The organism is Sphingobium subterraneum, from assembly GCF_014199435.1.
Classification (GTDB): domain Bacteria; phylum Pseudomonadota; class Alphaproteobacteria; order Sphingomonadales; family Sphingomonadaceae; genus Sphingobium; species Sphingobium subterraneum.
This window is the reverse complement of sequence record NZ_JACIJP010000002.1, coordinates 161,345-184,206: the sequence shown is the minus strand read 5'-3', so window position 1 is coordinate 184,206 and position 22,862 is coordinate 161,345. Positions and strand designations below refer to the sequence as shown.

Here is a 22,862-nt window from a genome sequence, read left to right as displayed (position 1 = left end):
ATTCTTTGGGAAAGTTGGAGCGGGTGAAGGGAATCGAACCCTCGTCGTAAGCTTGGGAAGCTTCTGCTCTGCCATTGAGCTACACCCGCAAGGTGTTGAAAATAAACGATTTATTGCGTTCATCTTCATTTTGTTCTGACATTGGTCATGTCAGATGTCTGACATGGTTCCGAGTGTCGAGGCTGCGCGGCATTAGCGGGCGGGCCTTTCTTCGTCAATGAAACTCGAAATGTCGTGGTCAGGGTGGCGGCCGCTCACCCAGGCTGCCGCACAGCGGTCGTCTGTCACGGTGACGTAAAATTTCTCGCATACGATCCCCGCTGGGCCTAAACCAACTTTATGCGGGCCATTCTTCTTATAGCGAGTGCGACACTCGGGCTGCTGCCCCACCTCGCGTGCGCCTCGTCGGTTGTCGTCGGTCATTATCGTGTTGCCGAAGGGCCGGATGTAGCGGGCGAACTCGTGCTGACACGCGATGGTCGGTTCGAATATGGCCTCGCCGCAGGTGCGCTCGACGAGCGGGCGCAGGGGCGCTGGGAGATGATCGGCGGACGTGCCTGTCTGTTTACCGAGCCCAAGCCGCTGGCACCCGTGTTTGCCAAGGCTCCGATCCTCCCAGTCGATGGGGCCGTGCCGACGCTGCTGGTCACCTGGCCTGATGGGCGAGGGATTGCAGGTGTGGATTTTCGCATGGGCTTTGACAGTGGCGAGCCTTTGGAAGGCTATACCCAGGACTATGGCTGGTCGATGCCGGAAGGCGACGCCCGATTGCCGCGCTGGGTCGAACTGAGCGTTCCGATGCATCAGCTGGCGTCGGCCCGAATCGCTTTCGAAACGGCGGATCGCGGCATGATGCATGTCGTTCTCACGCCCAATGATCTGGGCGTCGTCGATTTCGAGGCCGCGTGCCTGGAAGCAAAAGAGGACAGCGTGATCCTGCATCGCCGGGAAGGGGACATGCGTTTCCGGCGAGGGGAGGATTAACCGGCTCGCGGCCCGCGCACTGGCCATCGGCCGCGCGAGTACGGCAGTGGGCTAGGGCCGCTTTGGCGTCGGCAGAAGCCGCAAACGAAGGAGCGCAGCACGCATCTTTGGCGAAAGCGCGTTCGGAGCACAGAGCTTCATGGGCTCGCTCCACTGAACGCCCTCGCTGAGCGAGACCGCCCGGACAACCGCCTGTCCTTTGGGACGTGCCGAAACCTCGAGCGGCCCCTCGTTGACCACAGTAAATCCGTTCTTGCCGGGCGTCGTCTTGATGAGAACTTCCGTTTCGTTGGCCGGTCCCATCGCCTGGTTGGGGCCATAGAAATAGACATCGCCGAACCGGCCCGCGGCATAGACGCGGACCATGTAGGCCGCGCCACATTGCGTATCGGTCTTGACCCAGACGCCTTCCGATATCGGAAGCTTGACGGTCTGTGCCTGCACGGTCGATCCAACGACCATGCTGCCAACGAGGATGGCCGACCTTATAAACCCTTGACCCATGTGCCCCTCCATCCTGCAACGATACAGGCTTAACCTTTCAGAAAGAGCGGCAGATTCCAAGCAGGAAGATCGTGGACTGGGCGAACGCGCGGCGAGGGATGAGCGCCACCGCCGTACAGCCGTCGTTACGCCGCGCTGGGCGATGGGTGGCGCCATCGCCGCGTCGCTGGCGACCGGACTGGTGATCGGTGGACAGCTTCCGTCAGACGCACCGGTGCGCAGCGTGAGAGGGCAGCTTGTTGCCAGCGGCGCACTCGACGCGGCGCTCACCACCCAGCCCACCTCAGCCCCAGAGGATCGGCGACCGGTAAAAATCCTGCTCTCTTTTAAGGACAATGGTGGACGCTATTGCCGCGGATTTGCGTCAGGCACTACGTCCGGCATTGCGTGCCGCACTGACGGAAGCTGGGCATTGTTCCGTACCTGGGCAAGCAGCTTGGCGGAAGGCGGCGAATATAGGCAGGCTGGGTCGGCCAGTGCCGACATAATGGCAGCAGCCCAGGACATGGCCCGCAGCGAGGCGCTGGATAGCAAGGAAGAGCAAGCTGCAATCCTAGTTCGCTGGACGGAAGATGTCGCCTTTAACGGATAAGCTGGCCTTCTTGAGCCCTTGGCGAAGCAATCGCCCAACATTGTGTATGCCGATTACAAAGTGGCCGGTCGCAAGCTTATCAAAAACGGTCTGAAACAACCGCGAAGACGTGGAAGTGGGCTTATTAGATTCTATACGCGTTGCGATTGCTTCGTACTGGACGGTCGAGAGCTGCATTGCAGGAGCAAGGTGAAGCTGTGATCTGCAGTGTGCTGCAGACAGGCGCTCATCGCGCCAAGTGAGGATGGCCTGAAGGTGTAGCAGTTCGGACCAGAGACTGACGGGGAAACCACTCCATTGATCCCGGATGCTTCGACTATGAATGCCTAGACACAACGCGTGCGGCCGGCGAGCTACGCCAATCCTTCGAGGCGAGATATGCCGAGATGAGTGTTTGGAAGGTAGCAACAGCTGCTTTATTTGCCTCGATAGCGAGTGGCAAGCGGGGTGCCGCATTAGACCGCGCAAATCCATAGGGTGATATATGCGTGACGGGAAGTGTGTCCTTGATCATGGCGACCTCGGACTTGTTGGCCCAATCAACACACGTTCAGAAGTTTTGCTGAAGTTCATTCGTTTGCGCTGAATCTCGAGCCAAAATGACCCAGCAAGAATTTCGGGAACTGATAGCCTTTTGCTTTGCCAGTGCTCGAGCATCGGCTATCGCGCTTCCATATGCAATCGACGCGAACCGTGAACAGATACAGAAAGTGGGAGAGCAGGCTGCTTGTAGCGTCCGTACATTGGCAAGCGCTTCGTAAGGAGCCTTACAATTATCTGACGGCGTTCTGGTGGAAGGTGTGTCGAAAGAAACTTCGGTCTCAGTATCAATTCGCGTCGTTGTGCGGTCGAGCCCCCAATGCCTATAGGCTGTGGCTGTTCCAAGCGGGCGCAGTGGACGAAGATATCGATAAGAAAGTCATCGCTTCTCCGATGGTTGTACTGGTCGAAATTGCCAAGGAGGCTAGCGAGCTCGAAGAGACGTTGCGAAGTCTGAGAGAGAAGGGTCTAGCGGTTTTACAAGTGGGCTCCCCTGAAGTGCCGACGCTGGCCGATGCAGCGAAGCTAATCAATTGGGATGGACAACCTTGGCTGATGCCGATTGCTGCAGGCGACACGCTCGCGCCGGGTGCGGTTGGAGCGTATCAAAAGGCCATCGAGAATGCGGAAGGTGTAACCAAAGTAATATATGCGGACGATGATCTCATTGATGGAAAGGGGCGGGCACATACGCCTCATTTCAAGCCTGATTGGAACGGTGAGCTTTTTCGCCACTTTGACTATCTGACTGGCGCTTGTCTTTTACGTGCCAATCGCGAAGATCTTGAAGCGGTGTCCGCTAAGACTGATTGGGCGAGCAGTCTGACTGCCGCACTGGTTGAGGAGGCTAAGCCTCTGCATTTGTGCCGCATGCTGCATCATCGGCGTTCTCGTCCGATGCCCCGCCTCCCTGCTATGCCGAAAATAGTGGAAGAGAATTTGCCGCCCGTTACCATTATCGTGCCGACGCGTAATCGGGTCGACCTGCTCCGGACCTGCATCGAAGGTGTAGCAGCTACCGACTATCCCGACATCGAGGTTATTATTGTCGATAATGATAGCGACGATCCTGAAACCCTCGATTATTTAAGTTTGTTAGATCCGAGGCGTCATCGGACGTTACATCATTGTGGCGCCTTTAACTTCTCCGCTATCAACAATCGGGCGGTGGTCGAGGCGAACGGCAAGTTGGTTTGCCTTCTTAACAATGACATTGAGATAATCACGCCTGACTGGCTAAAGACCATGGTTGTACAGGCGCAGCGCGATCACGTGGGCGCGGTTGGCGCGCAACTGCTCTATCCCGATGGACGCATCCAGCACGCGGGGGTGGCGATCGGCATGGGCAATGCGGCAGGCCATGCTCATCGGTTTGTGCGCCCAAATGAGGAGGGCTACTTCTTTCGGCACGCCTTGCCACATTTCACAACTGCGGTGACGGCGGCGTGTCTGGTTGTGGAGCGGGAGCGCTTCCTCGCAGTAGGCGGGCTGGATGAGGAGAATTTTCCTGTTGCCTTTAATGACGTCGATCTGTGCATGCGGCTAAACCAGAAGGGCTGGCAGTCATTTTACGAACCGCGCGCGAAGCTCATCCATCACGAGTCATTATCCCGTGGGCTGGACCGTGACCCCGTGGGAGCCGCTCGCTTTGAAAAGGAACTGGCGGCGTTACAAAGGTTGTGGAGGACTGACGAGGTGACGGATCCGCATCACCATCCGCAACTTAGCAGAGTAAGCGAGCAATTTGTGGTGAGGCTTTGAGATTGCAAACAGGGCAGCCAAGGTCTGGGACACGGCTCTCGCTGCCACAGGTTACGCTTTGCGCGGCTACCTCGGTGAATGTCGCCGCCACGGTGCGCGCGTTGGAAACTTGCTTGGCTCAGATCGACTTTTTTGCTTGTATGCTGTTCACGGATGTTAAGGTTCATCCGTCACATCCGAAGATAGAGGTGGTGCCCATTCCGCGCCTTGTTTCTTCAAATGCCTATTCGCAGTTCTTACTGCAGCAGCTGGTGGATCATTTGGCAACCCCTCATTGTTTGATTGTGCAATGGGACGGGCATGTGCTCGACGCTAGTCGATGGCGCGCCGAATTTCTGGATTATGATTATATTGGCGCGCGCTGGCCGCAATTCGACGACGGTCATGATGTTGGTAATGGCGGCTTCTCCCTGCGCAGTCTCAGGCTGATGGAAGCGTGCCGCCAGCCAGAATTCGTGCAAGACAATACAGAGGATACGGCTATTGGCCGGACTAATCGAACATGGCTGGAGTGTCAGGGTATGCGCTTTGCCCCACCGGCGCTCGCGGATCTGTTTGCCGTCGAACGGGCAGGCGATCTGGCAGTCAGCTTTGGCTATCATGGCGTATTCAATATGCCCCGCGCAATTGGCATTGACAATTTCTGGAAGGTTTACCTGGAGCTGGATGACCGAAAAACCGTGTGGCATGATTTTCGAGCTATTGCGAAAGATATCCGGCATGGATCAGATGGCTTTTCTCGTTTAGGTCGCATGATTATCGACGGTCTCAAGCCTTCTGGTTATCGAAAGGGCGATTGCTTGTGAATAATCCGTTCCCCGGTCTGCCGCTAATCGAGTCCCCGTTGTTCCCTAAGTTGAAAGCTGCGATGGGGCTGACCGCAGACGAGGAGCATGTCGCCAACAACCTCCATGATAAAGGCTATGCGGTAATCGATTTTCCTGATGCAGAGCTGGATGCACGGATTGAGCGCATAAAAACGCATCTGAGCCCACGATACGGGATCAATTTCGAAGACCCGCAGAGCGATAAAACGAATGGCGAGCGACGCATACAGGACGCTTGGCAGTTCGACGAAGATGTGCGTGCGGTTGCTGCCAATCGAACAATGCTTGATCTGCTCGGTAAATTTTATGGCCGCCCAGCGTTTCCGTTTCAAACGTTGAATTTTCCGGTCGGCACGCAGCAGGATGGGCATTCCGATTGCGTGCATTTTTCCAGCCTGCCTGAGCGATTTATGTGTGGGGTGTGGGTGGCGCTGGAAGATGTTCGGGCTGACGCTGGTCCGCTGTTCTATTATCCTGGTTCACATCGCTGGCCGATCATGACCAACGCGCTTGTGGGTCGTCGGGGCTATGGCAGTGATCTCTCATCAGCACAGGACCCCTATGGCCCGGCTTGGAAAGCGCTATGCGAAGCATATGATGCTCAAGCGGAGACATTCCTTGCGCGCAAAGGGCAGGCGCTGATTTGGTGCGCCAATCTTCTCCATGGTGGCAGCCGCCAGAACGATCTGACCCTCACCCGATGGTCTCAGGTGACGCATTATTATTTTGATGATTGCATTTACTACACGCCGGCATTTTCGGACGAAGCATTAGGCGAACTGCATTTGCGAAATCCGATGGCAATCCAGGATGGATTGAGCCGACCATGCCGCCATAGGGGAGAGATAGTACCGAAAACGCCACGACCCCAAGCCATTCAGCCCTCGCGTTTTTCTAAATTAATAAAGTATCTGATTAAATGAACAAAAAAAAGAACGTCAGAAGCTTCTACCTTGCTCTTATAAAAAAAGTCAGACTGAGAAGGAGCAAGCGTGATTTTGAGAGGCTGAGTGCTTTAATTGCTACGCCTGCCAATCGTCAAGATGGCTTGTTCAACGCGGAATGGTACGAGAAAACCTATCCCGATGTTGTCTCTGAGGGGCAAACTGCAACTTATCACTACTTGCATCACGGATATAAGGAAGGCCGCGATCCGGGGCCAAACTTTGATACGCGATTTTATTTAACAACCTATCCCGATGTTGGCGCATCCGGCCTTAATCCCCTCTTGCACTATATTTTGCACGGGCGTGCAGAGGGGCGTCAGTGCAGAAGGGAGGGCTCTTTTGATTGGGGGCAGCTGGAAGAGCCGCGTCAAGTTATCGTAAAGGAACTGGCTTTTACTCCAGGTAATGATGCAGCGGTTCTTGTCGCTCATGCGCCGACAGGTCGGCTGAAACCGCATGTTCTGCCGTATATCGAACAACTTTCCAATGCAGGCCTTCAAGTTCTGCTTGTCGCGATTGTCGATCAACCGCTTGAACTCCTTGAAAAGGAGATAAATGTCGCTGCGGGCATCATAGTACGTGATAATGCTGGATATGATTTTAGCGCTTGGACAGATGCCTTGCAGATTTTTCCGGCGCTTTTTGGAGCAGGCTTGCTGGTGATAACGAACGACAGCGTCGTTCCCACGGTCGATACCGATTTGTTCGCGGCGATGATGACTCGGGTGCGAAAATGCACCGCCGACGTTGTAGCCCTCACCGCCAGTCATGAATATGGCTGGCATGTGCAAAGTTATTTCTTGGGACTTAGACCAAAGGCGTTGAGTTCTTGGGCATTTCAGCATTTCGTGCGCGAACTTCGCAGGATAGATGACAAAGATGAGGTAATCCGAACCTACGAGGTGCCTTTCGCGACTAAAATGCAAGCCGCCGGCCTTACTGTGCAAGCCTTGTATGCGGGGTCTTATTCGGCAAACCCCACATTCTTCAGTTGGCGAGAGCTGATCGAGCAAGGTTTTCCCTTCGTCAAGCTTCTGATGTTGCGTGATAAATTTGAGAAAGTCACTGATCAGGCTGAGGTCCTAAAAGAAGTGAGGCAGCAATGGCCGCATGTGTTAAAGAACGCTGGTTTTGATGTAGAGCTTGTCCATTCCGCGCTTCGAGCCGCCGAACTTTCCTCCGCCCCACCCGGACCGAATTGGGAGCTTCTAGTCAACATCCGGCAATTTGACGCTATAACTGAGGATCATCCGCTTCGGATCGCGTTTTTCGGCCCATGGAACTATGAAAACGGACTTGGGGCGGCTAGTCGTGAGATACTCAGTGCGCTCCACCGCCTCGATGCGCGTATAAATGCTTATCCTATTGTCAAACCTTTCCATACTCATCGGCTGATATGTCCCACTGTCGAAACGATCGATTTCAGGGGCCGCCCCGATATTGCGATAGTTCATCTAAATCCGGATTGCTGGAACTTCCTAACTAGTGAACAACGCGCGATTATTCGTTCTGCAAAGCAGCGGATCGGATATTGGGTCTGGGAGACGGACACGTTGCCGCCAGCTTGGCAGCAAGAGTTACGCTCCGTTGATAGGGTTTGGGCGCCAAGCACTTATTGTGCAGGTGTCTTTTCCGTCGAGATGAACGTGCCGGTGGATGTCGTTCCGCATCCCGTACATGTGCCCGCAAGAACTATTTTAGACCGGGAGGCCATATTGCACCAGTTCGGGATTGATCCGAAGCTGAGGCTAATTCTCTATATTTTTGATGGCGCCAGCAATCTCGTTCGCAAGAATCCCGATGGACTAATACGGGCCTTTGCGATGTCAGGTTTGGCAGAACGAGGTTGGGCGCTGGTTCTTAAGACAAAGCACCTTCACGATCGGCCAGAAACGGGGGTAGCATTGGCCGAGCTTGCGGATGCAACGCCTGCTGTCCATATCCTTGACGGGTCATTCCATTCCGACGAAATCATTAGTTTGATGGCGGCAGCGGATATTTATGCATCGCCTCATTGTTCCGAAGGCTTTGGTCTGACCGTGGCTGAGGCTATGGCTGCTGGCAAGCCGGTTGTTGCGACCGATTATTCTGGAACTCGGGATTTTCTTGACGAAAAATGTGGTTATCCTATCCCCGCAGCAACGTGGACACTGGATCGGAATTATGGAGATTATCTTATTGGCCATAGCTGGGCGAAGGTGGATGAGGGTGCCTTTGCCGCTGCGCTTGTAAAAGCAGCAGACGCGTTAGTGTCCGGCGATTATTCCATCGGCAAGGCGGCAAAGACCCAAATTACCAATAGACTATCCTACGATGCCGTAACTGATACGATTAAGGCAAGTATTTCTGCAGCAATTGAAGACTCCAGGGTCCCGAAGGGCCTAACGCGGGGGCAGAGGAAAATAGCCCATGTTCAGCCGCCGCCCCAAGTCAATCCCGATTTTTCATCCGCTAAAAGATTTTGCGATTTTCCGAGGTCTGAGGGCATTGTGCCGGTGCCGCTGGAAAATGATCTGTCTTGGGACGGTCACGCAATCCCAGAAGGCAGTCCGGACGATTGGCTCTTATTCGCACCGCGAAATGCTTTTATTTCTCCCGATGCCCACTATTCGCTCCTCATTTCATCCACAAACAGACCTGACGTTTCGCTCTTTTATGCCGACGACGTTGCAGCGGGCGGAGACATGCTCAATCGGCTCAACCTTAAGCCGGACTTCAATTACACGCTGCTAGTTGCACAGGACTATATAGGCGCCCCGGTTGCGGTTCGTCGGAAGATGCTGACTGATCTTGAAGGCCTAAATAGATCGTGCGGCACAGCGGTGCTATATGATCTGATATTGCGTGTAGCTGATGCAGGGGGTGTGATTTCACGGATTGCAGACGTATTAATTGGCTATTCGGGGGAGCGCCCGGTTCCTGACCTTTGGTCTCGCCATGCCGCCCTCTTGTCTCAGAAGCGATTTGCTGATGTTGCGCTGGTTGAGGGAAGGGTTCCCGGCCAACTGCTACAGCGACGGAGATTCGCAAGCATAGGTTATCCCACCGTCACAATAGTGATTCCCACACAGCGAACGCTTCAGCCCAGATCGGCGGAAACCTATATCGAGGCGCTGCTGACGAACATTGCGCGCGCGACATGGCCAATGGATCGCATTACTGTGATGGTGGGCGATGACATTATGGGAGTGCCGGATTGGGCCAAACACCCATGGCCATTCAAGCTCAAGAGGATCGAAACGCCACGTCCACTTGATGAACCGTTTAACTACTCAGCCAAAATGAACAGGCTTTGGCGCGAAGCGAGTGACGAGCATATCATTTTCCTTAACGATGACGCCTTGCCAACGACGCCTAACTGGCTGGAGGCCCTTCTGAGTTTTGCGGTTGATGAAAGCGTCGGTGGCGTCGGTGCTCGCCTCCATTATGCAGACGGCAGCATACAGCATGTCGGCATGTTTCCAGCATTTTGCACGGTCGTCCATGCCTGGCTTGGCTGGCCGAATGAGGCGAAAACCTACAATGACTGGGCCGTTGCGCAACGGGAATGGTCAGTCGTCACCGGCGCTGTCTTTGCGACCCGGCTGTCTATCCTGAAGCGGATAAACGGTTTTGACGAAAGGTTCAGCTTGGAATTCAACGATGTCGATCTATGTTTGCGTATTCGCAACATGGGCTATAAGATTGTCTATAATCCAGATGCGCAGTTCACTCATGCGGAGAAAGCTTCTCGCGGATCAACCCCTCAGCTTGGTGAAGAAGTGGCGCTGTTCCTTTCACGCTGGGGCCGATGGTTGGACAATGATCCTGCCTCGCATCCGGGTTACTCGACAAAAAGGCTTGATATAGCAGCTACGGCAAAGGAAAATGCGTGGTATCTCTGATGGTCCAAGGGCTGTATGGCTGCCAACCTTTCTTAAGTGTTTTCTCAGAAACGGGGGCTGGATTTGACGCTAGTGATATCTGGTTATGAATTCCAGAGGTCCTCAATGGCTTTGTATAGTATCGTGAGCTTCAAAGTCTCGAGTTGCTTGGCAAAGTTGTGGGCGATCAGCAGTCACGGACGTGCTGCCGTGCTTCCTGGATCGAAGCATGGCAAGAGGATTTGACGGTCGTTCTTAATCGTTCGCACCATGCATTTGGCTCGGCCCAGGAATGAAAGGGCCTGGTAAGGCGATGCTCTCTAGCAAGCGCGCCAGAAGATGCGTCCGATCCAGGTTTGCGAGATCTCCTGATAACGAACTACGAATGGGACCCCATCGTCGGTCAGGCCCGTGCGGATCCTGTACGGCACGGTTTTGTCCAGCGCTTTGAGGAAAGCGGAGACGACCAACTTGTCGCCTTGCGATATACGCGAACGAAGACTACCTTCGAAGTGTGATCCACTGTGACGGACGAAAAGCCTTTCTCGCCGTCTTAGGGCAGTTCGTCAATGTCAATTTGGAAATAGCCGATTGCGTAATCCTCAAACTTTTTGGGTTTCTTGCGACCTGATTTTGGCAATCGATCGATACTGCGCCGTGGTAGGTAGCGGTGCAGCCACGAGTGCGTCAACTGCCAGATCACGTCCTTCCGGGCATTGCAGACGCAGTCCAGCGGAAGACGTGGCAGCACGCATAGTGCCATAATGACGGCTGCACCCATCGGCGAAAACTCGGTGCTGCGGCGCTCCTTCCGCCCCATCGGCAAGTCTTCCACCGACTATTTCTTGCGCTTTTTCAGGGCAGTCTTCTCGTTGTTTCCATTTTGCTTCGCAAGACTCACGACCGAAGCTTGAGATTGCTGTATCGCTTCTCAAATGGCGGGTGTTTTTGTGCTGCCGAGTAAACCAGTCCTATAGGTCCCGTGCTGCAATGATGAAAAATTAACACCATCGCGTCCTAGGGCCAAACACCTAGAGCAGGCTAAAAAGCAATTGCATCATGGGTCGCTGCGTTTAAAGAAGCATAGGGTTCCACGCCGTTGCCGACTGCGTGCGCATCGAGTTTGAGGTGATTTTGAGTATGAAAGTAGTTTTGTTGGCTGGCGGGCTGGGAACTAGGCTATCGGAAGAAACCTCTTTAAGACCTAAGCCAATGGTAGAGATTGGCGGCTTGCCGATGCTTTGGCATATTATGAAAATCTATTCTGCCGCCGGATTGAATGATTTCGTTATATGTCTTGGCTATAAAGGTTATTTTGTAAAAGAATATTTTGCCAATTATTTTCTGCATATGGCGGATGTAACGATCGACCTTGATCGGAATGGTGTTGATATTCATCATTCGCGAGCAGAAAAATGGCGTATAACGCTGGTCGATACCGGCGCGGATACGATGACCGGCGGGAGGCTGAAGCGCGTTGCGGAGCATCTCGGCAATGAAGACTTTTGTATGACGTATGGCGACGGCGTAGCAGATGTAGACATCCAAAAACTTATTGATTTCCATACTGCTAGTGGTCGTGACGCCACTGTGACGGCAGTGCGTCCTCCGGGTCGCTTCGGTGCTTTGGATATTAGCGATGGTCAGGTCCGCGGCTTTATTGAAAAGCCACAGGGTGACGGCAGCTGGATTAACGGTGGCTTTTTTGTGCTTTCGCCAAAGGTCATCGACCGGATTGAAGGCGATTTCACGACTTGGGAGCGCTCGCCGCTAGAAGGTTTGGCGCGCGACGGGCAGTTGTCGGCATATCACCATGAGGGTTTCTGGCAGCCAATGGATACGTTGCGCGACAAGCATCACCTTGAGGATCTTTGGCAGAGCGGCCATGCTCCATGGAAGACGTGGTGATGCAGATCCCGTTTCCTTCGTCCTCGTTCTGGCAGGGCAAACGTGTCCTTTTGACTGGGCATACCGGTTTCAAAGGCTCATGGACCGCTGCTTGGCTCGAACTACTTGGTGCTGAAGTTTATGGTTTGGCTCTGGCGCCTGTCGCTCCCTCCAATGGAGAGGCATTGTGGGACGCAATCGGGCGCCCTGGTGACCGATACCGCTTTGCCGACATTCGGGATGCCCAAGCAGTGAATGCGGCTTTTGCCAAAGCCCGTCCTGAGGTGGTTTTGCATATGGCTGCACAGGCGCTTGTTCACCCCTCCTATGAGGATCCTGTCACGACGTTCGAAACCAATGTCATGGGTCTGGTCAATATATTAGAGGCAGCACGACGCAGTCCCGGCCTGCAAGCGATTGTCAATGTGACCAGCGACAAATGCTATGAAAATACAGAGCAGATCTGGGCATATCGTGAAACGGAACCAATGGGCGGTTCCGATCCATATAGCGCCAGCAAGGGATGCGCAGAACTGGTCACTGCATGTTATCGTCGTTCCTTTTTTAGCCAGCCCGATAGCGCGCCTTTAGCATCCGCACGTGCAGGCAATGTCATTGGAGGCGGCGATTGGTCGCTCGACAGACTCGTCCCTGATTGCATACGCTCTTTCAGTAAACAGACCGACGTGCGGATCCGTAATCCCCTAGCGACCCGGCCGTGGCAACATGTGCTGGAACCGATTACGGGATATCTGATGCTGGCTCAGGCGTTGGTTGAACACGGTGCCGAAGCCGCGCAGGGATGGAATTTTGGTCCGCCAGATAGCGATGCCTGGCCAGTAGAGCGAATCGTCGAGGCTTTGAGGGAAGCGTGGGGCCAAGGCGCGGGATGGGTTCGCGACGAGACCGCCCGGCCTCATGAGGCTATGTTGCTACGCGTAGATGCTAGCAAAGCGCGCCTTCACTTGGGCTGGCAACCCCGGCTAGCGATAGCGGACGGGCTTGCCTGGACCGTTAACTGGTATAAGTCGGTCGCCGCCGGACAGTCCGCGCTCTCTGTCACAATCAATCAGATCAGGGCATTTGAAGCCCTGCCCGGAGTTCCTAAATGAATCTTATCTGTCGCTTCTGTAGTGCGCCATTGACAGTGTCATTCGCCGATCTCGGTATGTCTCCAATTTCTAATGATTATGTTGCTCCAGAACATTTTGCCGCGATGGAGCCATTTTATCCACTACATGCCTATGTTTGTGGCAGTTGCTGGCTTGTGCAGCTAATAGATTTTGAGAAAGCCGAAAATATGTTTTCGGACGAGTACGCCTATTTCTCGTCCTATTCTCAGTCGTGGTTGGCCCATGCCGAGCGTTATGCGGCCAAAATGATTGTTGACGAGAAGCTGAGCGAAGAAAGCCTCGTTATCGAAATTGCCTCGAACGACGGTTATCTACTACAATATTTCAAGCAATCTGGCGTGCGAATATTGGGGATCGAGCCTACAGCCAATACCGCACAAGTCGCGTGGGAGCAGCGCGGTGTCGAGAGTGAAGTCGCGTTCTTCGGTCGGGCAACTGCAGAGCGACTGCGAGATCGCGGCATCCAGGCCGACGTGATGGCTGCCAATAATGTCTTAGCTCATGTTCCCGATATTAACGACTTTATTTCTGGCTACCCCATCCTGCTCAAGAAGGGCGGGGTTGCAAATATCGAATTTCCTCACCTGTTACGCCTTATCGAACAGCGTCAGTTCGATACGATCTACCACGAACATTTCAGCTATTTATCATTTACTGTCGTGCGTCGAATGTTCGCGGAGCACGGAATGCGCGTTTACGATGTAGAAGAGCTTCAGACGCATGGCGGCTCGTTGCGCGTGTACATCGCCCACCAGGACGATATGGTGCGAGCCGACACACCCGCTGTTGCAGCTATGCTTGAGGCGGAACGTGGCGCTGGCCTTCTCGACCTGGAAACCTATCGCAGGTTTTCCGATGCGGTAGTTGATACTAAGCTTGCGCTGCTTGAGTTTCTTGTCGCAGCCAAGCGGAAAGGAAAAACTGTGGCTGGCTATGGCGCGCCAGCCAAGGGAAATACATTGCTAAATTATTGTGGGGTGAAGAGCGATCTTATTGCCTTCACGGTTGATCGGAGTCCACACAAGGCCGGAAAATTTCTGCCCGGGACGCGGATTCCTATTTACACGCCGGACCGCATCGACCGTGAAAAACCGGATTATCTCCTGATCCTGCCGTGGAATCTGCGTGAGGAAATTATGGAACAGATGGCGCATGTCCGCGATTGGGGATGTGCGTTTGTTACGCCTATTCCAACGGTTAAAATTCTCCAATGATTTTCACGCCTTTGTCAATTGAGGGTGTTTGGCGAGTCGGATTGTCTCCAGCATTCGATGAACGCGGATTTTTTGCTCGTACATTTTGTGCAGCGGAATTTGCCGCACAGGGGTTGCCAGCAGTGTTCGAGCAATCGAGTCTTTCGCGTAATGTCCGGGCCGGCACCTTACGAGGGATGCATTATCAGGCAGCGCCGAATTCCGAAGCGAAGTTCGTGCGTTGCGTGCGCGGAGCAATGGTGGATGTAGTCATTGACATTCGCTCCGAATCCCCCACTTACGGGCAGTGGATTGCGGAAACCCTAGCCGCAGATAATAGTATTGGCCTGTATATCGCTCCTGGTCTGGCGCATGGTTTCCAGACGCTCGTTGACAATACTGATGTGCTATATCAAATTACTCCGGCATTTCGTACTGGATTTAGCGCAGGTGTACGTTGGAACGACCCGGCGTTCGGAATTGCCTGGCCTATATCAGATCCTATTTTGTCTGATCGTGATGCGACATATCCAGACTGGTTGACATGAAAATCCTTGTTACCGGTTCCAGCGGCTTTGTTGGGCGTCAGGTTATTGCTCAACTCGTGAGGCAGGGTGCTACGGTGGTTGGCAGCAGTCGCGTCGCGACGGAAATTCAAGGTATAGAGCATGTGACAGCAGACCTTATTGTTCCAGGGGCGGCCGCTGCACTGATTGACCGGGTGCGCCCTACCCACCTTCTACATCTGGCGTGGAATGCGCAGCCGGGTAAATTCTGGACGGCAGCGAATAACCTTGATTGGTGCGGCGCTAGTCTGGAGTTAATTCGTTCTTTTCATGCTGCGGGGGGCCAACGAGCGGTGCTGGCTGGAAGCTGTGCTGAGTATGACTGGTCAGGCAATGGCCGACTTGATGAACGCATTTCGCCAGCCAATCCAGCTACCCTCTACGGTGTTGCCAAGGATGCACTACGCCGTTTGGTACTGCGCGATGCCGAACAGCATGGGCATTCGGTAGCTTGGGGGCGAATTTTCTGGCTATATGGTCCAGGTGAGGCGGCCGGAAGGCTTGTGTCGGATGTTGCAGCGGCACTGCGCGACGGCAACGAGCCAGCAGTCAGCAAAGGCACGCAAATGCGCGATTTTATGCATGTTGCAGATGCGGCAGGAGCTTTCGTCGCGGCTCTTCGCGGCGACTATCAGGGCATTTTCAATATCTGTTCTGGCTCAGCCGTTGCGGTATGTGATGTTGTCCGCTCCCTTGCAGAAGCAATGGGCAAGCCAGAGCATGTCAGGTTTGGCGCCAGATCTGCCAAACCGGACGAGCCACCGGTACTTTACGGCAATGTGGCTCGATTGCATGACGACATCGGGTTTCGCCCAATTTTTGATCTGCGCGACGGCTTGACCAATACTGCACAATGGTGGTGTCAAAAAGCCACGGAAGATGAAAACCCACCTAGGGATGCATGATTAAGATTTATTTATGGAGTTGGGGATTGTCATTTCGTAGCGTGCATAATTGGATCAGCCGCCTCGTAAGGCGTGTCACAAAATTGGTTAAGGCACCGGCATGTTCGCCCCTGTTCGATACCGGTTGGTATATTTCCATGCATGGGAAAATAATCCCTCGCGGCATGAGTGCCTATGAGCATTACGAAACACACGGCGCTGCGCTAGCGCTGGATCCGAATCGGTTCTTTAGCACCGAGTGGTATCTGCAACATAACCCGGATGTAGCAGCGGCCGGCATCAATCCGCTCGTGCATTATCTGAAACATGGTAGCTCCGAGGGGCGTGAGCCGGGACCATTGTTCAATGCTGCGTGGTATCTTGAACAATATCCCGACGTTGCCGCAGAATGCATTGGCGCCTTGCAGCACTATATTCAATTTGGAGCAGATGAAGGTCGAGACCCAAATGGGTGGTTCGATACAAGATGGTATTTGGATCAAAACCCCGATGTCCAAGCTGCGGGCGTTAATGCCTATTTGCATTATCTGGAACATGGCGTCTACGAGAGGCGCAATCCGAGCCCACTGTTTTTAACAGAATGGTATGATCGTAAAAATCCTGATGTAGCCTCAACGCGAATTAATCCGTTTGTCCACTTTCTGACATACGGCATCGCCACGGGACGTGCGCCAAGCCCATACTTTTCTGCCGACAATCTGGCTGATTATCATATAATTAAGCGGGCAAATATCTTTGATCGCGAATTCTATTGCGCGCGATTCCCGGACGTTGCGCAGCACGGCTATGATCCGTTGGTCCATTTTGTGCAGTCAGGTGCAGCGGAAAGGCGTGATCCAAGTCCGGACTTTGGCATAAGGCGTTACGTCGCTAAGTATCCAGTAGCAGGGTTGCCCGGCGTAAATCCACTTGTCCACCACATACTGAAAGGCAGGTTGGCAGTCGATCCGGCACCGCGTTTTTCGCGAAATCAAACGCTGTGGTCACCACCTGCGGACCAGGCGTGGCGGGCTAGCTTCGAGCGACGATTGTCTGAACGTTTGTCCGCACGTGCCAAAAATATTGGCGGCCGAATCTTTGATGATGCTGCTCCCACCTTTTCCATCATCACCACTGTTTATGATACGGCATCAAAGTTTCTTTTCGAGCTCGCTGATTCAATAGAGGCTCAGCTGTTTGACGATTTTGAATGGGTGATCCTCGACAATGGTTCGAACGATCTGGAGACACGATCGGCAATTTGCGCTATAGCCGACCGTGATCCGCGTTTCCGCCTTTTCCGGGTCGAGCATAATCTGCACATCATCGGCGGAAATCGCTATGTATTTGAACGTGCTAACGGTCACTATATTGTGCCGATCGATTCCGATGATTTGCTTTATCCAGACTCGCTAGCGTTAATCGCCGATGTACTGCGCCGTAACACTGCGAAACTGCCGGTTCTAATCTATAGCGATGAACAAAAGGTCGATGAGCAGGGTGAGCCGCTCGAACTCATCTGGCGCCTTAATTATTCTATGTCCCAGGCGATGCAGACTGCCCCGGCAGCGCATCTACTTGTTTTCGAGCGCGCTGCCGGCGAGAAGGTGGACGTATATAGCGATGATTACGCACGTGGGTCTCATGACTGGGATACCTTGCTTCGACTAACCGAAAATGGCGCAGACGTCGTTCACGTCCCTGAAGTGCTTTATGGCTGGCGCGTCCATGCCCAATCAACTGCGAGCCATACCACGGCCAAGGATTATATCGTCGACTCTCAGCGCGAGGTAGTCCTTGCCAGCTTGCAGCGCCGCGGACTGAGCAATCGCTTCTCAATAGAGGCGATGTTTGCTGAAGTGCCGGGCTGGTATCGCACCAAGCGCCTTAACAGGGAACTGCCGACTATCGATATTGATTTCATCTTGCCGTTCGATGCCATCGAACTCGGTGCAACGGCACATAATGTGAGAAGGCTGAGCAAGACGGCTGGGTGGCGTCGCGTAGTCTACCCTGCTACATTGGAAAAAAAGATCATAAGACTGCGTACTGCTGCAAAGATTGACAAGGCAGTCGATGAGTGGATTGCGATCAGCACGTATAGCGAATTTGTTGATGCTATCAATCAAGTGCGGCCCGAGAGCTTTGCTAAAGCAATCATTACCTCTAGTGCTGCGATCAAAAGTGCGGACGCGGTGATCGAAGCGGTTAGTGTATTTGAACTGGATCCTCGCGCAGGAATAATTGGCGGGCCTTTGGTACATAAGGACGGCGGATTACAAAATATCGGGCTGATGGCTGGACTAGACGGTTTTGTCGGCACACCATTTTTCGGTTGGCCGATTGAATCTTGTCCACCCCATCTGACTAATGTGCGCCGTCCGGTTGTAGCTTTTCCGGCATTGGCATTGTGTATTCGCGCAGATTTGTTGCGGAAAGGCGCCCAGCTCTCCGGTATCGACTATGACGATGCCGAGGCAGGATTGGAATTGTGCTTGGCAGGTGCGCAACTGGGTTATAATACTATTCTGGACAGTCGTCTGCATGCAGAAGTGGCACATGATCTGCGCCAGTTTACGGGTGCCGGAACATCATGGCGCAGCAGGATGCTAGCAGAACATAAAGAACTTATCTCGAGCCGGGGTTTCTCTACTCATTTGACTGCTATCGGAATACGTTTCGGTAGTTTGGCTGATCAAAGCGAGACATCGTCTTCCATAATCCGGACCTTAAGCCCTGCAATACCACTCAATCTGATAATAGATCCAGACTTAGGTAAGCGCCCGGCGATCAATGTGCTGCTCCCAGCGGTAAGAAAGGAAAGTTTGTCCGGAGGACCGAACACCGCTCTCAATATCGCCTATCGCTTGGCCGCCATTGGCCACAGCGTTCGGATCATTTCGACCGATTTACCGCCAGGGAATGATCTCGACGTGGTTTGGGAATTGATGACGAACCTCAGCGGAACCGCAGAGCGATTGCCACATGTAGAGATTGTCGATGGGTCGGATCGTAGCCGTCCATTGAAGATCGGCAACAATGACATCTTCTTTGCAACGGCATGGTGGACCGCCGTGATGGCACAGGCGGCCTCTCCACTCGTTGGCAAGAAACCTTTCGTCTATTTAATTCAAGATTTCGAGCCATTATTTTATGCTGCGTCTAGCCACTACGCTCTAGCTCTTGAAACTTACAGTTTTTCTTACATTCCTATCGTTAACACGCATCTCTTGCACGATTTTCTGGTGAAGAACGGTATTGGTCAGTTTGCGCAACCCTCTTACGTCGCAAACTCGCTCGTTTTTGAGCCAGCCCTTGATCGGTCTTTATTCTATCCGCCCCGCGTCTCGTCTCCTCCTCGGATCGAAGTTGGGCAGAAATCAAAAATCAGATCCAACCCTAAGGCACCTAAGAAGCGTCGCCTGCTGTTTTACGCGCGCCCCTCAATCGGCGTACGCAATTTATTTGAAATCGGATTGGCTGCGCTGACTGAGGCTCTCGACCAACATATTATTGATCCGGGTACATGGGAAATCATTGGCATGGGCGAAGATTTCCTGCCACGTCCGCTTGGTCATGGCGCCACGCTAGAATGTGCGCCATGGCTCGGTCTTGCTGGATATGCAGAGCAGATGCGAGAGTCGGATATTCTATTATCATTAATGCTCTCACCCCATCCAAGCTATCCGCCACTAGAAATGGCAAGCTCAGGCGGCCTCGTCGTGACAAACAGCTATGCTAATAAGACGTCGGAACAACTTGCTGATATATCCGCTAACATCATCGCTGCAGAACCGAAGGTTGGGGCTATTGTCGCTGCGCTTCGGACAGCTGTCGGCCGTATTGATGATGTGGAAGCGCGAGAGATCGCTTCGAAGCTTGAATTGCCCGCGAGTTGGGATGAGGCTTTCGCTCAAATCATCCCAAACATATCAAACTGCATTGTTGAAAAGGGGGTTATCAAGGACCTAAATATTGGCAAGCCGACCGATGAACCAGTTCAGCTACGCCTTCCTACGCCGGAGCCTGGCAGCGCATATGCCGCCTTTCTTGCAGAAGTGGCGGAACGTCGCGCAAGGTTTAACGTAGGTCTCGCTGAAACTGGCTTGTTCACATTTGTAACGACTGTATGGAATACTGCTCCCGCCTATTTGGACGTCTTAGCCAAAAGCCTGGAACGACAAATTGGCGGTACCAACTTTACATGGTTCATCCTCGACAATGGATCGACCCGAGCAGACACGCGCGCCATGCTCGAACGTATTGCACGTCGTTCATATGTTCAGCTTCAAAGAGTTGAGGAAAATCTCGGCATCATAGGGGGTATGCGCTATTGCCTAGAACGGGCGGATGGCCGGTACATATTGCCTCTTGATTCAGATGACTATCTATTTCCCGACTGCATCCGCACGCTTGCTTGGTATGTGCAAAAGCACGACTATCCTGCACTGCTATATACTGATGAGGACAAGTTGATCGGCGAGCGATTGTCGATGCCTTTCCAAAAACCGGATTTCGATCCGGTATTGTTCTTGGTGCAGTGCTATATTGCGCATCTCTGCGTAATCGATCGGAAACTTGCGCTGGATTTGGGAGCTTATTCAGATCAACGGGCAGAAGGCAGCCATGATTGGGATACGTTCACCCGCTTTTATAACGCCGGCCACGTTCCAGTCCACATACCACACATTCTTTACAGCTGGCGACTCCATACCCAGTCGACTGCAGGCGGCAACATGGAAACTAAGCCGGTTGTGTTCGATTCACAATGTGCTGTGCTGGAGCGGATGCGTGCGGGCATATCGGTAGGCAACAACTTCTCTTTGGAGGCTAGTCCCTTATTTGGACAAACGCCAGATTGGTGGTGGAAGCGCAGGCGCATTAACGGTCGCGCGATTACGACAATTTTTGTGCATAGTGGGAGTTCGCGTTCTAAGATAGTCGATCCACGTATTGCAGATGGGATTGAACATTGCGTCGTCGAAGTGGCGATAAGTGATGGCCTTGGTCAATTGCAAAAGCTGGTAACTGAGGCAGCGGCTCAGTCACGCCTCGTCCACTTGCTGTTTTCAGACACTTACCCGGACGATGATGAATGGGCATGGGAAGCGATTGGACAGCTTGAGCTTCATTCAGATGCCGTTGCTGTTGGCGGCCGCATATATGACAAAGCGACCATTATCGACGCGGGCCAATTTTTTGGGTTCGGTAGTGGCTGTGATTCACCAGATCGCGGGCGTGCAGTTACTGATGCCGGGTATGCAGCACAGCTGTTTAAACAACGTTCGGTAAATGCGGTTTCAGTACAACATGCGGTATTCAATGGAGATTTTTTGAAAGAGGCGATTAATCACGCGATACTATTCAATGCGCAAATAGCGCACCTGTCCGCTTGGATCGGTAGTTATGCTGCCAAGACAAGACGTCGCATAATTTATTCGCCGTTCATCAGCGCTCAGAGTAGTCTTGATTTGACCAATCAGGTTTCTGCGCGTGACAAGGGCATTTTTCTTGCAGCTAACGCCGAATTGATGCCGGAACGCCGCTTGAGATCGCCCAATTTTGGCATTCGGCCCGAGGAGGCTTATGAGCCGCGGCTTACTGCGCAATATAGCAATCCTGACGGTGTCGAATTGCCGCATTATGGTGATTGGTCAACACTTGGCCGGAGTAGCAAGATATCGGACGAGCGGAAAAAAACGCCTGTCTTCTCGATCCTGACGACGTTGTATAGCCGAACGGACGCTGTATTCTTTCAAACCACTGCTGCCAGCGTAATCGGACAGAGCTTCGCAGATTTTGAATGGGTGATTCTCGCTCATGGCCCTGTTACGCCAGAAGTTAATCATATCCTTGAAACGCTGGCTACAGACCACCGTGTGCATGTGCATCGCCTCAGCGAAAATCTCGGAATCATTGGGGGTATGCGTTATGTGCTAGAGGCGGCCCGCGGCCACTACATTGTGCCGCTTGATGGTGACGACCTTCTGACCCCCGATGCACTGTCAGTTTTTTCAACGGTGCTAGATGCCGCCGAAACGCTGCCTGCAGTGCTCTATAGTGACGAGGACATTATCATAGGCGAAACTGTTCAGTTACCCTACTGCCGTCCTAGCTGGGATCCCGTGCTCGATCTAGAGAATTCTTGGATATGGCATTTGGTGGCAATGAGCCGCACGATGGCTCTGGACCTGAACTTGTATAGTGACGCCGGTGCGGAATATTGCCATGACTGGGACAGTATGGAGCGTTTCTCGGCTGCGGAGGCGGAAATAGTTCATGTTCCGCAGGTCCTTTGCCACTGGCGGCATCATGAAAGAAGTACATCGAACTCTGACGCAACGAATACCGTATCGTCTGCTTCGGTCCGTCATGTGCTTACCCGTAAAATCGCACGGCTTGGCATGGCGGATAAGGCTGTTGCAGCTCCTTATCCGATATGGCGGGGAGCTGAAGAATGGTGGATCGAACGCTTGCCCATCGATTTGCCCCCCCTTATTGCGGTGGCCCATTCTGGTGTTACAAGTCCGGCCGGTTTTGCGTTGGTGACATTGGCTGACATATATGATCGGGTTGCACTGGCCGAATGTGTTGCTAAACTAGATCCCGATGCGATTGTCGCTGTGCTCGCTCATGAGGTGACGTTTTCCGACATCGCTGCGCTCGAAGTTGTTAAGCTCTTCGACTTCATAAAAGAACTGGCCATTGTCTGCGGTCCTATAACAGCCAACGGAAAAATCGTTTCCGCCGGTTTTTCGATTGACTCAGCAGGCAAAATTTATGCTCCATTCGACGGTCAGGACGAAAATTATGCTGGCCCTTATGCCTTGGGTTTGAAGCCACATTGTATAGCGGCGCCGCCTACGGGAGCGTTTTTTGTGCGTGTATCTTTTCTCACTCAGTCATTGGCTGCTGCGCCGAGATCAGTCAGTCATACCGAACTGGCGTTATGGATGGGAGCCTATGCTGCTAAGCACGGTAAACGCGTTGGCTATTCGCCGCTTTTACGGTCTCAAGCAGAGGTTTTGCCGTCCTCAGAGCGAGATCCACTATCAACTCAGTTGGCTTGGCAGGCATTTTGTGCTCCCACTGATATTGCGACAATGGGCACACAGTCCATTGGTGGTTATGTGCCAGTGCGTTGGAGATCGTAATTGTAGATGCGTGCTATCAATACGAGC

At 53.1% G+C, this 22,862-nt stretch carries 13 protein-coding genes, 1 tRNA gene and 1 pseudogene; 12 read left to right on the top strand and 3 right to left on the bottom strand.

What is annotated here, in order from left to right; genetic code table 11:
• Window positions 1–15: 15 nt before the first annotated feature.
• Window positions 16–89: transfer RNA gene (locus FHS92_RS07490), tRNA-Gly, on the bottom strand.
• Window positions 90–339: 250 nt separating this feature from the next.
• Here FHS92_RS07490 and FHS92_RS07485 point away from each other — a divergent pair.
• Window positions 340–984: a hypothetical protein gene (locus FHS92_RS07485; RefSeq protein ID WP_184079175.1), complete on the top strand. Its 645-nt coding sequence runs from the start codon at window positions 340–342 to the stop codon at window positions 982–984.
• Between the two features lie 51 nt (window positions 985–1,035).
• Here the strand turns inward: FHS92_RS07485 and FHS92_RS07480 are convergent, their stop codons facing one another.
• Window positions 1,036–1,488 carry a hypothetical protein gene (locus tag FHS92_RS07480; RefSeq protein WP_184079173.1) on the bottom strand — a complete coding sequence of 151 codons (453 nt, stop codon included), beginning with the start codon at window positions 1,486–1,488 and terminating at the stop codon, window positions 1,036–1,038.
• On the opposite strand from FHS92_RS07480, the gene FHS92_RS07475 reads away from it, so the two are divergent.
• The 5 genes from FHS92_RS07475 (at window position 1,487) to FHS92_RS07455 (ending at window position 10,039) form a co-directional block, all read left to right on the top strand.
• Window positions 1,487–2,080: a hypothetical protein gene (locus FHS92_RS07475; RefSeq protein ID WP_184079171.1), complete on the top strand. Its 594-nt coding sequence runs from the start codon at window positions 1,487–1,489 to the stop codon at window positions 2,078–2,080. The two genes, FHS92_RS07480 and FHS92_RS07475, sit on opposite strands and share 2 nt — an antisense overlap.
• Window positions 2,081–2,974: 894 nt before the next feature.
• Complete coding sequence (locus tag FHS92_RS07470) at window positions 2,975–4,381, top strand: glycosyltransferase family 2 protein (RefSeq protein WP_343056691.1); 1,407 nt, start codon at window positions 2,975–2,977, stop codon at window positions 4,379–4,381.
• Window positions 4,382–4,494: 113 nt separating this feature from the next.
• Entirely contained in the window at window positions 4,495–5,187 is a 693-nt protein-coding gene (locus FHS92_RS07465; RefSeq protein WP_246351861.1) for a DUF5672 family protein, read from the top strand.
• Complete coding sequence (locus FHS92_RS07460; RefSeq protein WP_184079167.1) at window positions 5,184–6,131, top strand: phytanoyl-CoA dioxygenase family protein; 948 nt, start codon at window positions 5,184–5,186, stop codon at window positions 6,129–6,131. Before FHS92_RS07465 ends, FHS92_RS07460 begins: the two co-directional genes overlap by 4 nt.
• The gene (locus tag FHS92_RS07455) at window positions 6,128–10,039 is read left to right on the top strand and encodes a rhamnan synthesis F family protein (protein ID WP_184079165.1); all 3,912 of its coding nucleotides are present in this window, start codon (window positions 6,128–6,130) and stop codon (window positions 10,037–10,039) included. The genes FHS92_RS07460 and FHS92_RS07455 overlap by 4 nt, the downstream gene beginning before the upstream one ends.
• 83 nt (window positions 10,040–10,122) lie before the next feature.
• Here the strand turns inward: FHS92_RS07455 and FHS92_RS07450 are convergent.
• A pseudogene (locus tag FHS92_RS07450) lies at window positions 10,123–10,943 on the bottom strand (transposase family protein).
• Window positions 10,944–11,158: 215 nt separating this feature from the next.
• On the opposite strand from FHS92_RS07450, the gene rfbF reads away from it, so the two are divergent.
• From rfbF to FHS92_RS07420, 6 genes are read left to right on the top strand one after another with little or no spacing between them, the layout of a single operon-like run.
• The gene (gene rfbF, locus FHS92_RS07445) at window positions 11,159–11,926 is read left to right on the top strand and encodes a glucose-1-phosphate cytidylyltransferase (RefSeq protein WP_184079162.1); all 768 of its coding nucleotides are present in this window, start codon (window positions 11,159–11,161) and stop codon (window positions 11,924–11,926) included.
• Window positions 11,911–13,017: a CDP-glucose 4,6-dehydratase gene (gene rfbG / locus FHS92_RS07440; RefSeq protein WP_184079161.1), complete on the top strand. Its 1,107-nt coding sequence runs from the start codon at window positions 11,911–11,913 to the stop codon at window positions 13,015–13,017. The genes rfbF and rfbG overlap by 16 nt, the downstream gene beginning before the upstream one ends.
• On the top strand, window positions 13,014–14,252 hold the full coding sequence (locus FHS92_RS07435) for a class I SAM-dependent methyltransferase (RefSeq protein ID WP_184079159.1): 1,239 nt from the start codon (window positions 13,014–13,016) through the stop codon (window positions 14,250–14,252). The genes rfbG and FHS92_RS07435 overlap by 4 nt, the downstream gene beginning before the upstream one ends.
• Window positions 14,249–14,779: a dTDP-4-dehydrorhamnose 3,5-epimerase family protein gene (locus tag FHS92_RS07430; protein ID WP_184079157.1), complete on the top strand. Its 531-nt coding sequence runs from the start codon at window positions 14,249–14,251 to the stop codon at window positions 14,777–14,779. The genes FHS92_RS07435 and FHS92_RS07430 overlap by 4 nt, the downstream gene beginning before the upstream one ends.
• A complete protein-coding gene (locus FHS92_RS07425) occupies window positions 14,776–15,702 on the top strand; it encodes an NAD-dependent epimerase/dehydratase family protein (protein ID WP_184079155.1) in 927 nt (308 codons plus the stop codon). Before FHS92_RS07430 ends, FHS92_RS07425 begins: the two co-directional genes overlap by 4 nt.
• On the top strand, window positions 15,699–22,835 hold the full coding sequence (locus FHS92_RS07420) for a rhamnosyltransferase WsaF family glycosyltransferase (RefSeq protein ID WP_184079153.1): 7,137 nt from the start codon (window positions 15,699–15,701) through the stop codon (window positions 22,833–22,835). Before FHS92_RS07425 ends, FHS92_RS07420 begins: the two co-directional genes overlap by 4 nt.
• The last annotated feature ends 27 nt before the right edge of the window (window positions 22,836–22,862 follow it).

Coding starts and splice junctions, on each gene's coding strand:
- FHS92_RS07430 (WP_184079157.1), top strand. CDS start 14,249: ATGATTTTCACGCCTTTGTCAATTGAGGGTGTTTGGCGAGTCGGATTG.
- FHS92_RS07475 (WP_184079171.1), top strand. CDS start 1,487: ATGTGCCCCTCCATCCTGCAACGATACAGGCTTAACCTTTCAGAAAGA.
- FHS92_RS07425 (WP_184079155.1), top strand. CDS start 14,776: ATGAAAATCCTTGTTACCGGTTCCAGCGGCTTTGTTGGGCGTCAGGTT.
- FHS92_RS07420 (WP_184079153.1), top strand. CDS start 15,699: ATGATTAAGATTTATTTATGGAGTTGGGGATTGTCATTTCGTAGCGTG.
- FHS92_RS07435 (WP_184079159.1), top strand. CDS start 13,014: ATGAATCTTATCTGTCGCTTCTGTAGTGCGCCATTGACAGTGTCATTC.
- FHS92_RS07485 (WP_184079175.1), top strand. CDS start 340: ATGCGGGCCATTCTTCTTATAGCGAGTGCGACACTCGGGCTGCTGCCC.
- FHS92_RS07480 (WP_184079173.1), bottom strand. CDS start 1,488: ATGGGTCAAGGGTTTATAAGGTCGGCCATCCTCGTTGGCAGCATGGTC.
- rfbF (WP_184079162.1), top strand. CDS start 11,159: ATGAAAGTAGTTTTGTTGGCTGGCGGGCTGGGAACTAGGCTATCGGAA.
- rfbG (WP_184079161.1), top strand. CDS start 11,911: ATGGAAGACGTGGTGATGCAGATCCCGTTTCCTTCGTCCTCGTTCTGG.
- FHS92_RS07455 (WP_184079165.1), top strand. CDS start 6,128: ATGAACAAAAAAAAGAACGTCAGAAGCTTCTACCTTGCTCTTATAAAA.